The sequence below is a fragment of the Flavobacterium branchiophilum NBRC 15030 = ATCC 35035 genome (assembly GCF_002217205.1).
In the GTDB taxonomy this organism is placed as follows: domain Bacteria; phylum Bacteroidota; class Bacteroidia; order Flavobacteriales; family Flavobacteriaceae; genus Flavobacterium; species Flavobacterium branchiophilum.
Genome location: NZ_MUGT01000047.1, coordinates 93,768 through 106,869 on the forward strand (window position 1 = coordinate 93,768; position 13,102 = coordinate 106,869).

Sequence of the window (13,102 nt, forward strand, 5' to 3'; positions counted from 1 at the left end):
CAAAATGAATATAAATAAACTTAAAGATCAGTTACAAACAGAAGTAGATACTGCTTTTTTATATACCAGTATTGCAACTATTCAAAACGACGAAAACTTAAAAAAAGTATTATTAAGTTTGGCCAAAATAGAAGAGGGACATGCCAATCATCTTTTGACAAAAATCAAATTGACACATCCAGAGGTATCTATGCCTGCAGAATCTGGAAGAGCAAAAATACAATTAAAAGTAGGTAAAATATTTGGATATAGTTCTATTATTACTAATTTGTCTAGTATTGAAAAACAATTTGCTGAAAATACTATAAAAAATAAAATCAAATCTGGAGAAAAATTAACAGGGTTTGAACACAATCATTTGAATATCATTGAGGCCATCAATCAAAATGAAGCCTTAAATGTGTCGGGCGGATTTTTATCAAAATTTGAAAGCAGACACAAATCTGTTGGTGGCAATGCCTTGCGGGCTGCCGTTTTGGGATCCAACGATGGATTGGTTTCCAATATGAGTTTGGTAATGGGAGTGGCAGGGGCAGCTGTTTCAAATAATTCTATTTTACTTACAGGTTGTGCGGGTTTGCTTGCAGGGGCTATTTCGATGGCACTAGGAGAATGGTTGTCTGTTCAAAGTTCTAGAGAGTTGAATATGAGACAAATAGAGTTAGAAATGGAAGAATTGGAAGCCTCACCCGAAGAAGAGAAAAAAGAATTAGTATTGTTGTATCAAGCAAAGGGCATGTCATTATACGAGGCACAAAAACTAGCCGACAAAGCATTTGAAAACTCCGAAACGGCTCTTGATGCCATAATTACTGAGGAATTAGGCATAGACAAAGAAGAACTTGGAGGGTCGGCTTGGGAGGCGGCAATTGCCTCCTTCCTTTTATTTGCTATTGGTGCTATAATTCCGTTATATCCTTTTATGATTTTTGAAGGTAAATCTGCTATTTTATTAAGTATTGCAAGTAGTATTGTAGGTCTTTTTGGAATTGGAGCCTCTATAACTTTATTGACAGGCAAAAATATTTGGTTTTCTGGATTCAGACAAGTTGGTTTTGGTCTGGCCGCTGCTGCTATAACTTATGGCATTGGATCTTTAATTGGAGTTTCGTTGGCGGGTTAGTATTTTTTTAAAAAAGTTTTCAAATTTTGATATTACTTTCAAATTTTGTATTATATTTATACCAAATTTTTTAGTTTTTTATTAATTAAATTTATATATTATGAATGAAGCCCATTTACATTTAGTCATCAATCATTTTCCAATCATTGGCCCTATTTTGGGGTTTGGAATACTATTAATAGGTATTTTTTTAAAAAATAATACTCTAAAAAATACAGCATACATCATTTTTATTGTATCCTCTTTGTTTGGAATAGCAAGTATGTCCACTGGCGAAGAAGCAGAAGAATTGGTTGAAAAATTGCCTAATATTGGTCATGAAATCATACATGAGCACGAAGAAATTGCTGAAAAATTAGCACTTACTTTGAATATATTGGGATTGGTAGCTATTTTTGGTTTATTTCTTAATTTGAAAAACCATGTTAGAGCCCATATCATAAGTTATATTGCAGCAGTTTTAGGGATAATTGGAATTGCCATTGCAACCCAAGTTGGTACTACGGGTGGTGCAATTCGACACATTGAATTAAGAAAATAAATACAAAAATTTATCATTTTTTAACTTAATAGTATATTTTTAAAAACCTCTCTGCCTTTTAGCTTCAAAAATCAAAATGGCAGCTGCCACAGATACATTCATGGAATCAATTGCTCCTTGCATTGGAATACAAATGTTTTGCTTTGCCGCTAAACGCCATTCGGCTGTAAGCCCTGTTGCTTCTGTACCAACAACGAGTGCGGTAGGTAGGGTATAATTTTCGGTATGATAACTGGTAGCATCCTGCAATGTAGCCCCATAAATGGCAATATTATGTGTATACAAATAGTCGATAATTTCAGAAGTACTTGCAGTTGCTATTTGATTTGTAAATAAACAGCCCACACTTGATCTTATTATATTAGGATTATACATATCCGATTTTGGATTGGCAATAATAACTGCGTCTAAATTGGCAGCATCGGCGGTTCGAAGTAATGCTCCAATATTTCCTGGTTTTTCTGGCGATTCTGCCACTAAAATTAAAGGATTTTTTGAAAGATTTAATTCAGAAAGCAACATTTTTTTGGTTTTTGCCACCGCAATAATGCCTTCTGTACTGTCTCTATAAGCTAATTTTTGATAAATTTCTTTGTTTATTTCAATGATTTGATCCTCGGTTTTTATCACGTTTTTGTAGGATTCCATGGAAACCAATTCGGGTACAAATAAAAGATTTTCTATTTGATAACCACCTTTTATAGCTAATTCAATTTCTCTTTTACCTTCAATCAAAAACAAACCTGTTTGTCTCCTACTTTTGGCTTTTTCTTGTAATAAAACCAACGATTTGATATAACTATTGTGTATAGAAGTAATTTTTTTCATAAATATATTAATTTTTTTATAAGTTATATCTTGTAATATTATTAGGGGTAATTGTTTAGCCAGTTGCGTTTATATTTGTTTTACTGCTTTATAATATGCCTCTTGATTTGATTTCAAGATATTTGTTGATGGTATCTAAAGTTACATTTTCTGGAGACGTTAGCAAAGCATGGATGCCATATTTTTTTAATTCATTGACAATTAATTTTTTTTCAAAAGCAAATTTTTCTGCAATTACTTTATCATAAACTTCTTGTATATTTTTTGATTTTTTATGTATTAAATTATTTAACTCTGTATTATTAAAAAATACAACTACTAACAAGTGGTTTTTGGCAATTCCTTTTAAATATGGCATTTGACGGTGCAAGCCTTCTAAAGTTTCAAAATTGGTATATAAAACTATCAAACTTCTTTGGTTAATTTTTGTCTTAATATCCACATACAACCTACCAAAATCACTTTCAAAAAAATCTGTTTTGATGTTGTATAAGGTTTCCAAAATTTGATTCATTTGCGAGCCTCTTCGTTCCGCAAAAACCCTATTTTCTACTTTTTTTGAAAACGTAAACATTCCTGCCTTATCTTGTTTTTTCAAAATTACGTTTGATAATACCAAAGTGGCATTGATGGCATAATCTAATAAACTTAAGCCATTAAAAGGCATTTTCATAACCCTTCCTTTGTCTATTACCATATATACTGTTTGCGATTTTTCGTCTTGAAATTGATTGACCATCAAAGCATTTTTTTTGGCTGTGGCCTTCCAATTTAATGTTCTAATGTCGTCTCCAGTTACATATTCTTTTATTTGTTCAAACTCCATTGAATGACCAATTTTTCTTATTTTTTTAATTCCATATTGAAATAAATTATTCGAAAATGCTATCAAATCATATTTCCTTAATTGAATATATGATGGGTATGTAGGCACTATTTTATCTGAATCAAAAACAAATTTTCTTGAAATCAATCGCAAAGGGGAACTTACATATACATTCAAATGTCCAAAATGGTAAGCCCCTCTTTCTGTTGGTCTTAAAAAATATTTGATATTAAGGTCTTTTGCATGTTTTATTTTTTTATTTATTTCAAAATCTCTAATTTGAAATTGAAATGGAATTTCGTCAATTATTTTAGTATGTATTGTAAATGAATATTTATTTTTAATAGTAATAACTATCTCATTTTCATCGCCATTTGATAGTTTTTCAGGAATACTTCTATGGGCGTTTATTCCCGTAATGCTGTATAAAAGTATGCCGTCTATGACAACACATGTTATTACCGCAATTACAATTATCCATGTTGCTCTATATAATGCTGGAAAAATAAATGACAATACAAAAATGCTTATAATAACTAATATTATATAAAAAAATAAATTATTTATATAGGTTTTTTTGAAAAAATTCATATAATGGCTGATTATCTTGGAATTTCGATACTTTCAATGATTTGTTTAATAATTGCTATGCTAGTTATTCCTTCCATTTCTCGTTCTGGTGCCACAATTACACGATGTTGCAAAACGGGAACAGCGGCTTCCTTAATATCTTCGGGCGTTACAAAGTCTCTGCCTCGTATTGCTGCAAAGCCTTTAGCAGCATTTAAAATAGCGATAGAAGCCCGTGGCGAGGCTCCTAAATATAATAATGCATTCTGACGGGTATTGATTACAATTTGTGCGATATAGGAAATAAGTTGATTTTCTACAATTATTTTTTTTACCAAATGCTGGTATTCCATGATGTTGGAATGGGACAATATAGACTGTATATTGGCCAATTTGTTTTTATCTTGAAGCAAATGTTCCTTCTGAACAATAGCAATTTCTTGTTCTAAATTAGGATAATGAACCGCAATTTTAAACAAAAACCGATCCAATTGTGCCTCTGGAAGCCGATAAGTTCCTTCTTGCTCTATTGGATTTTGCGTAGCAATAACTAAAAATGGGGCCTCCAATTGGTATTCGTTTCCATCTATCGTTATTTGCCTTTCTTCCATTACTTCAAACAAAGCGGCTTGTGTTTTGGCAGGGGCTCTATTAATTTCGTCTATCAAAACCAAATTAGAAAAAATAGGGCCTTTTTTAAATTCAAAAACCGATTTTTTCAAGTCAAATACAGAGGTGCCTAGTATATCAGACGGCATTAAATCTGGTGTAAATTGTATTCTACTAAAATGGATATTCAATGTTTTGGCTAATAATTTGGCTGTAATCGTTTTTGCAACTCCAGGCACTCCTTCTAACAACACATGACCGTTAGACAAAATGGCAACCAACAATTGATCAATCATTTTTTCTTGCCCCACAATGACGCTGCCAATTTCTGCTTTTATGGCTTGGATACTGTCTAATAACGGACTTAAATTAATTCTAGATTCAAAATTGACGTTTTCAATATTTTCCATTGTTTATCATTTTTAATTTTGTTTATATAATTTTTTCTATTGCTTGATCTAATGCTATCAAATCATCTTGTGTAGCATTTCGGTTTGTTTGGTTAAATTGCTGTATTAAAAACACTACTTTTTCAATATCAACCAAGTTTTTATTTGATTTTTGATGTAATTTTTTTATGAAATGTTCATCTAAATGGGTGGTGTCAATCAAAAATTCGGTTCGGATTCTTTCTAAGAAATAAATTATTTTTTTGTCAAAAATATAATTAATATCTCCTTCTTGAAAATACAAATTTCCAATGGTTTGTGTAAATTCTATAGTAGTATTTGTAAGTGGTTCTAGTATTGGAATGCTACGTTGCCTGCGTTTTGAATTGAAAATAACAAATAAAAGTAAACCAATCCATACAAAATACCATGCCCATTGAAGTGCGGGTTTGCTTAATATAAATCGCATGGGCGATGACGAAATGCTCGTTCGTTTTTGGTTTTTTGTATGCCAATATATTGTTGATTTTGGAATATAGGAAAGCACTTTTTCTGAATATTCATAGTTGTTATTTTTTAATAAATAAAAATTAGTAAATGAAATGGGTAAAGAATGTAATAAAAACTGACCTTTACCAAAAGGCACTTTGATGTAGTTTACTCTTGTGCTATCGCCCGATTGGTATCCTAAAACCAACGTATTCAATGTATCAATTTTAGAAAAATAATAATTTCCTGATCCTTCTGCTATGGCATATTTTACCGAACTTACATTAGGATTGGCCATCCAAGTACTGTTTTTTTCATGAAAATCTTGTTTTAATTCCACATGTAAAGTGTCCAATATTGTTTTAGGAAACACTTTATGGCTTAAAAAAACAGTATGACCCTCTTTTACAAATTGCAATAATGATTTACATGATTCTGTATCATAATCAGAATAATTTTTAATATAAATATAGGTTCCCGAAATAGTATATTTTGCAACTTTGCTGGATTCTGATTCATGTTTTGAAAAAAACTCGTAAGGGGTTTCGGTTACTTTTTCGACCTTTTGATCCTTAAAAAACCCAACTATTTCTTTGTCAAATACATATAATCCATAAGGAATTTTGTCATCAGTATCATAGCTTGCTGTCCAATCAATTGGTTTAGGAATATTACTATCTATAATTATAATACCTACAATAATGATTAGCAAAAGTCCAAAATATATTTTAAAAGTATTACTCATTTTTAAATTCTTTTAGGGCTTTTTTAAATGTATGAATAGCTTGTTCATACGTATAATCGGTTATTTCAAATTCGCCATACCAAATATTGTTGTACAAATAAGATAAGTAAGAAAAATCATTTTTATGTTTGGTAGATTTCAATTCATAAATATAATCTGAATTGGTTTTTTCTTTGTCCCATTCAATTAATTTTTGGTCTGATAATGTTTGCAATAACCACAAATAATAATATCTGATCGTCAATCGATTGGATTTGTTTTTTATGGCTTTTTGAATCAATTTTTCAAAGTCAATTTCATGGATATTTTGTGTAAACATTTCTTGCTGTATTACTTTTTGTTCAGAATTTTTTCCAAAAATCCATTGAGCTTCTTTATTTAAAAATGATTTAACAATCATATACACCACAAAAATGATTAATATTATAGATAAAATTCTTAATATAATATCAATTGTAGCATAATTTAGGACTGAATGTTGATTATGGTTGCTACCTCCAAATAATTCATGCAGCCAATTTATAAATTTATCCCAAATATTTTTTTCAGAAGATTCATTTTCATAAATAAATTCCTTGTCTGTATATTCTTGTTTAAATAATGGTTTATATTGACGTGTGTTTGTATGTGCAGTATCAATTTGTATTGGATTTGTTTTTAAATTTTTTGAAAAAACCAATCCAAAATTCAAAACCAATAAAAAAATCGATGTTATTTTTAATAATTTATTCAAAATCAGTACCAATTAAATCAATTTGACTAGTTACGTTGTGTGCTTCATTCATTTCTTTATGACTATAAAATATCAAACTTTGTTGAATAAATATAAAATTTTGAAATATTATACTTAATAAAAATGAAAGTATGATAATGACTGTAAATATAATAGAAATAATAGAAAATAAATCATTTTTGGGATTATTTTCAATATTTTCTAAAGAAAACATCATCCAAACTACCGTAATTAAATAGGGTATCATAGTAATAAATCCTTGAATGGTTTGTACTAAAAATATAGTGGTAAGAGTAGATCCGATTATTGGCCAAAATTGCGACCTCACCGTGGTTAAAGCGTTGTTTAATGATTCAAAAAATGTGCAATCATCTACAATATATTCATGATAACTAATTGAAATCCACGACATAAATGCGGGTAGCATAATAAACAATAATGGAATTCCAATTATAATAAAACACAGCAATATCAATATTCCAAATAAGATAAAACCTAAAGGCATGATGATAAATATAATACCTAAAGTAAATTTTATCATTTTAAAGGTTTGTTCTTTTATCGCTTTGATAATGGATTTTGCAGAAATTTCCTTTTCATTATTTTGATTTAAAAGTTCTAAATATATAATTGGAAAAGTATAATTGACTATTGATAAAAAGAGTGTTAAAATGATAAAAATAGCCAATACACTAAAAAATAATGGAGCATTATTCTGAAAATAGTCATTTATTACACTAGGACTTTCACCTGTATTCATGGATTTCATGATGATTTCCATATAAAATTTAGATAAAAAATACAAAGTAAATACTAATATTATTATAAAAATACCATTAATTTTTATAAAATTACTAAAATAATTTTTACCATATATTTTAAAAAATGATATATTGTCGGAAATATAATCATTAAAGTTACGTTTTTTGTATAGTTGAAACATTTTTTTTATGTATTTGTTTGTTAATAATTATTGGATAGATCAAATAATAATAGGTAATAATGAACAATGTTGAAATAATAATAAAAAAACCTAAACTCATGGGCATTTCTAGTGCATATCTTGTAATAAAACCTTCCAAAAAACCCGCCGCAATTGTAAAAGGCATGGTACTAATCAGGATTTTGATGCTGTTTTTTAAACCAATTTTGAAAGCGTTCATTCTAGAATAGGTTTGAGGAAACAATATGGATGCCCCTAAAATGTAGCCTGCAGCCGTTTCTATAACTATGGCAAAAATTTCCATAGCTCCATGTATCCAAATGCCTCGAACGCTTTTAATAAAAACACCTTGCTGAACAAAAAAATATTGAAAAGATCCGAGCATGATGGCGTTATTTAACGAGTAATAAAAGGTTCCTAAACCGCCAAAAATGCCAAAAATATAACAACACATTCCTACATATAAGTTGTTGATGGTAATACCAATAAAACTACCCCAATTGCTACCAGATTTGTAAATAGCCACTGGATTTCCTTTTTTAATGTTTTCTAAAGTGGTATTAACATACTCATCACCTAATATTAAACGTACAAAATTTGGATCATATTTGGCAGATACTACGCCTATAAAAGTGGTAATCATAAAGGTAGTAAATGCAAAATAAATGTAATACCGATACTGATAACACAACAACGGAACTTCTGTTTTAAAAAAATATACCAATCTGTTTTGCTCTGTTCGCTTGGTTTTATAAATTTTTTGATAAATTTGCGAAGCCAAATAATTGATGTACAAAACCGTCTTACTTTTTGGGTAATAGGTTTGAGCATAAGCTAAGTCATTCATAATTTGAATGTACAAACTAGCCATTTCATCAGGATTTTTTTTAATTTTACCAAAAATAGCTTGCTCAAAATCAAGCCATTTTTCTTTATTTTGTTTAATAAATGCAATCTCTCTCATAGAGGGCTAAATTATAAAATTATGTCAGATTTAACAATAAATACTACACAAAATGTTACAATCAATTTTACGGCTGCTTCCATAGGCGAACGAATGTTGGCAAGTCTATTGGATTTACTGATAAAAATAGCTTACGGTATAGCTGTTTCTTATGTAGTTTTTGATGTTTTTAATTTTAATAATTGGATGCAAACATGGGATGATTGGTCGAAATTTGCTATTTATATCGTGATTTTTTTTCCAATTTTGATATATTCTTTAGTTTTAGAAAGCATTTTTGAAGGGCAAACCATTGGAAAAAAAATTATAAAAATAAAAGTTGTAAAAATGGAAGGCTATCAAGCCCATATTGGTGATTTTTTTATAAGATGGCTTTTTAGAATTGTAGAAAATAACTTAATGGGTGGATTAATTGGTTTAATAGCTATGATAATCAGCAAAAAAGTGCAACGATTTGGCGATATGGCTGCTGGAACGGCGGTTATTACTCTAAAAAATAATATTACAATTAATAGCACTATTTTAGAAAATATTGATAATCAATACGTGCCAATTTACCCTCAAGTCATCAAACTTTCTGATAACGATATGCGAATTATTAAGGAAACTTTTGAAAATGCTCGTGTAAAAGGCGATTATGAAACATTGAAAAAATTAGTTTCAAAAATTGAATCTGTTTCAGGTATCAAAAATCAATCTGGAAATGTAACTGATTTCATAAGAACAGTGTTGAAAGATTACAATTTTTATACTCAAAATATGTAATGTCAAATAAAAAAAAGAGCAATTGGAAGAACTAAACATTAGGTTGTACGAACCTTCAGATTTTCAAAAATGGAATGATTTTGTTGCAGATGCTACAGAATCGTCTTTTTTATTTGATCGAAATTATATGGAATACCATAAAAATAGATTTACAGATTATTCTTTAATTATCTATACAAATAAGGCATGGGTTGCAATACTGCCAGCTTTTTCTTTAGATAATAATTTGTATTCCCATTTTGGTTTAACTTATGGGGGATTCGTGTTTTCTAAAACATTTCCCACAGTTGAAAAAGAAAAAATACTTCAAAAAGTTTTATCTTTTTTGCGAGAGGCACATTTTAAACACTTGTATATCAAACCCATTGTTCAAATTTATAAGAAAAAAATAGATTTCGGAATGGAGTATTTATTGGTTAAAAACCAAGGTGTTCTATACCGAAAAGAAATGAATTTGGCCATTGATTTTGCAAATTGGCATGGTTCCAAAAGCAAATGGAAACATTATAAAAAAGCGGTTCAAAATGGTTTAATTCTAAAAAAAGAAACTACATTTGACGGCTTTTGGAATCAAGTTTTGATCCCAAAATTAGCAGATAAGTACCAAACCAAGCCAGTACATTCAATTGAAGAAATATCTTATTTGCATAATAAATTTCCCGATAAAATATTGCAATATAATGTGTATTTACAAAACGAATTGTTAGCGGGCATCACATTGTTTGACTTTGGTTTTGTTGTCAAATCTCAATATGGTGCCACAACATCTAAAGGTATGAAATACAGAGCATTAGATTTTGCATTTATTGCTTTAATTGACATGTTTCAACATCAAAAAAAATATTTTGATATGGGTACCGTCAATGAAAACGAAGGAAAAAGCTACAATATTGGACTGATTCAACAAAAAGAAGAATTAGGATGTAGTGTGTACTTACAAGAATATTATAAGATAAATATTTCATAAAAAAACATGATAAAATTTCTTGATTTACATCAAATAAACAAACCGTACGAAAAAATGTTTCAATCTAAGTTTAAAGAAATTTTAGATAATGGATGGTATATTTTGGGTCAAGAGCTTATAAATTTTGAAAATAGTTTTGCAAAATATTATAATATGAAACATGCTATTGGCGTTGGCAACGGTTTAGACGCTTTGATAGTAACTTTTAAAGCCTATCTTCAGTTGGGAATATTAGCACCTGGAGACGAAGTAATTGTTCCTGCTAATACATATATTGCTAGTATCATTAGTATAGTTGAAGTGGGTTTAACTCCTGTGTTGGTAGAACCTTGTTTAGACACGTATAATATAAATCCTCATGAAATAATTACCCATTTAACCCCAAAAACGAAAGCCATTTTAGTTGTTCATTTATATGGTCAATTAGCTGAAATGTCTGAAATACAGAAAATAGCACTTTATAACGGACTTGTAATTGTGGAAGATGTGGCACAAGCAGTAGGAACATTTTTTGAAATAGATGACAACATACGAAGTGCAAAATGCTTTAGTTTTTATCCTGGAAAAAATTTAGGGGCTTTAGGCGATGGAGGAGCCGTTTTGACAAACGACTCTGAGCTATCAAATACCATAAAATTATTAAGAAATTACGGTTCAAAAGTAAAATATCAAAACGAAATTATTGGTGTTAATTCTAGGTTAGATGAAATGCAAGCTGCATTTTTGAATATCAAATTACCAAATTTGAATGAAGATAATAGAATTAGACAAAATATTGCAAAAGAATATCTAACAAATATTAAAAATGATAAAATAATATTGCCAAAATGGGATTATCAAACCCAACATGTTTTCCACCTTTTTGTAATTAGAACTGCAAACAGATTGGATTTACAAAATTATCTTTCAGAAAAAAAGATAGAATCCATGATCCATTACCCCATACCACCTCATAAGCAATTGGCTTTTAAATGTTGGAATTCAAATTCATTTCCTATTACTGAAATGATTCATAATCAAGTGATTAGTATTCCTATGAGTCCTGTTTTGACATCAAATGAAATCCATTATATTATTCAAACTCTAAATCAATATTAATTGAAAATAAGACATAAAATACTACAATCTAAATTATTTAAAGTTACTTCTTTAAATAGTATTAGTGTTTTAATAAAAATTGTAATAGGAATTGTTTCATCAAAAATATTAGCCGTTGCAGTTGGGGCTTCTGGTATGGCTTTGATAGGTAATTTTAGAAATTTTTTAAATGTAATTGAAAGTATTTCTACATTTGGTACAGCTAATGGTATTATCAAATTGGCAGCAACGCATAAAAAAGAGGATGATAAATTGAAATCAATTCTTTCTACCTTGCTATTTTCTACTGTATTTTTATCAATTTTTTTATCATTTCTGCTATTTTTTTTAGCTAATTATATTCAAGACCAAATTTTTGGTAGCCATTTTAATTTTGTTTCGATTATTCGTGTTTTAGCATTGGTTTTGCCGTTATATGCCTTGTCAATTGTCATGATGGCATTTTTAAATGGATTAGGTGCTTTCAAAAAAATCATTTATCTCAATATGATTGGCAATGTTTTAGGGTTGGTTTTTACAATTTATTTAGTAGGAAATTGGCATACTTATGGTGGTTTACTTGCAAGTATTTTTGCACCAACAGTACTTTTTTTTATTGCTTATTATTATTTAAATCAACAAATTAATATCATAAAATCTTGTAAATGGACTTTTTTTAATAGTCAATTATTAATTAATTTGTTAGATTTTTCTTTAATGTCTTTAGTTTCAGCTATTGGAACACCTATTGTTTTACTTACATTAAGAAATGTTGTTGTATTGCAAATAGGATTGCAATATGCGGGGTATTGGGAAACTATGACTAGAATATCAAATTATTATATGATGTTTATTACAACTATTTTAAGTTTGTTTTTTTTGCCTAAATTAGCCGCTTTTCCTAGTAAAAAGGACATTAAAAAAACATTTATGTTATATTACAAAACATTATTACCTGTTTTTATTATTGGTAGTGTTTTTATATATTTATTTAGATTTTATATCATCAATGGGCTATTTACATCTGAATTTCAACCCGTTGAAAATTTGTTTTTGGGACAACTTATTGGAGATGTTTTCAAGGTTGCATCACTTATTTTGGGTTATAATTTATTGGCCCAAAAAATGACTAAAACGTATATTGTTACAGAATTAGTTTCGTTAGCGGTGATGTATTTTTCTACATTATTTGCCATACAATATTTTGGATTTCAAGGTATCGTAATTGGTCATTGTATAACATTTGTAAGTTATTTTATTGTTTTGTTATTTGTTTTTAGAAAGATTATTTTTATAAAAAATATTTAAAAAAATATAAGTTATTTTATTTTAAAAATAATAAATTACTTATAAAAACATATATAATGATATGACTAAATGCTGTTAGTTGTATCATTTTTTGCGTTATGGATAGTAGTGGAAATCCTTTTTTGAGGCTTTATCTGACTAAAAAAAGATTATTTCACAATATTATATTTCTTTTTGAGTTTAATGAACGTTGTTTGAAACGGATAGCCCGAACCTTGGGGAACG

The 13,102-nt window shown here is 29.0% G+C and carries 13 protein-coding genes; 6 read left to right on the forward strand and 7 right to left on the reverse strand.

Features of this window, described 5'->3' with window-relative positions; translation table 11 throughout:
• Positions 1-4 precede the first annotated feature (4 nt).
• Both B0A58_RS06730 and B0A58_RS06735 read left to right on the forward strand, forming a co-directional pair.
• Positions 5-1,123 (forward strand): VIT1/CCC1 transporter family protein, encoded by a 1,119-nt coding sequence (locus B0A58_RS06730; protein ID WP_089080407.1) that lies wholly within the window; start codon positions 5-7, stop codon positions 1,121-1,123.
• Between the two features lie 100 nt (positions 1,124-1,223).
• The gene (locus B0A58_RS06735; RefSeq protein ID WP_089080408.1) at positions 1,224-1,664 is read left to right on the forward strand and encodes a hypothetical protein; all 441 of its coding nucleotides are present in this window, start codon (positions 1,224-1,226) and stop codon (positions 1,662-1,664) included.
• A gap of 39 nt (positions 1,665-1,703) precedes the next feature.
• Here B0A58_RS06735 and B0A58_RS06740 read toward each other — a convergent pair whose 3' ends face one another.
• The 7 genes from B0A58_RS06740 to B0A58_RS06770 form a co-directional block, all read right to left on the reverse strand.
• Positions 1,704-2,492, reverse strand: a complete 789-nt coding sequence (locus tag B0A58_RS06740) for a TrmH family RNA methyltransferase (protein WP_089080409.1) — start codon at positions 2,490-2,492, stop codon at positions 1,704-1,706.
• A gap of 88 nt (positions 2,493-2,580) precedes the next feature.
• Positions 2,581-3,909 (reverse strand): DUF58 domain-containing protein, encoded by a 1,329-nt coding sequence (locus B0A58_RS06745; RefSeq protein ID WP_089080410.1) that lies wholly within the window; start codon positions 3,907-3,909, stop codon positions 2,581-2,583.
• An 11-nt stretch (positions 3,910-3,920) separates the two neighbouring features.
• Complete coding sequence (locus B0A58_RS06750) at positions 3,921-4,907, reverse strand: AAA family ATPase (RefSeq protein ID WP_014084206.1); 987 nt, start codon at positions 4,905-4,907, stop codon at positions 3,921-3,923.
• A gap of 22 nt (positions 4,908-4,929) precedes the next feature.
• Positions 4,930-6,120 (reverse strand): DUF4350 domain-containing protein, encoded by a 1,191-nt coding sequence (locus B0A58_RS06755; protein WP_089080411.1) that lies wholly within the window; start codon positions 6,118-6,120, stop codon positions 4,930-4,932.
• Positions 6,113-6,853: a DUF4129 domain-containing protein gene (locus B0A58_RS06760; protein WP_089080412.1), complete on the reverse strand. Its 741-nt coding sequence runs from the start codon at positions 6,851-6,853 to the stop codon at positions 6,113-6,115. Before B0A58_RS06760 ends, B0A58_RS06755 begins: the two co-directional genes overlap by 8 nt.
• Positions 6,846-7,796 (reverse strand): hypothetical protein, encoded by a 951-nt coding sequence (locus tag B0A58_RS06765; protein ID WP_089080413.1) that lies wholly within the window; start codon positions 7,794-7,796, stop codon positions 6,846-6,848. The genes B0A58_RS06760 and B0A58_RS06765 overlap by 8 nt, the downstream gene beginning before the upstream one ends.
• Entirely contained in the window at positions 7,771-8,760 is a 990-nt protein-coding gene (locus tag B0A58_RS06770; protein ID WP_089080414.1) for a stage II sporulation protein M, read from the reverse strand. The genes B0A58_RS06765 and B0A58_RS06770 overlap by 26 nt, the downstream gene beginning before the upstream one ends.
• Before the next feature lie 21 nt (positions 8,761-8,781).
• On the opposite strand from B0A58_RS06770, the gene B0A58_RS06775 reads away from it, so the two are divergent.
• Genes B0A58_RS06775 through B0A58_RS06790 form a run of 4 tightly spaced genes read left to right on the forward strand, consistent with a single transcriptional unit; the run spans position 8,782 to position 12,877 of the window.
• Entirely contained in the window at positions 8,782-9,525 is a 744-nt protein-coding gene (locus B0A58_RS06775) for an RDD family protein (RefSeq protein WP_089080415.1), read from the forward strand.
• A gap of 22 nt (positions 9,526-9,547) precedes the next feature.
• Positions 9,548-10,492 carry a FemAB family protein gene (locus B0A58_RS06780; RefSeq protein WP_133063081.1) on the forward strand — a complete coding sequence of 315 codons (945 nt, stop codon included), beginning with the start codon at positions 9,548-9,550 and terminating at the stop codon, positions 10,490-10,492.
• A gap of 6 nt (positions 10,493-10,498) precedes the next feature.
• On the forward strand, positions 10,499-11,590 hold the full coding sequence (locus B0A58_RS06785; protein ID WP_089080417.1) for a DegT/DnrJ/EryC1/StrS family aminotransferase: 1,092 nt from the start codon (positions 10,499-10,501) through the stop codon (positions 11,588-11,590).
• Entirely contained in the window at positions 11,591-12,877 is a 1,287-nt protein-coding gene (locus B0A58_RS06790; protein WP_089080418.1) for an O-antigen translocase, read from the forward strand. It abuts the gene before it with no gap.
• Positions 12,878-13,102: the final 225 nt, after the last annotated feature.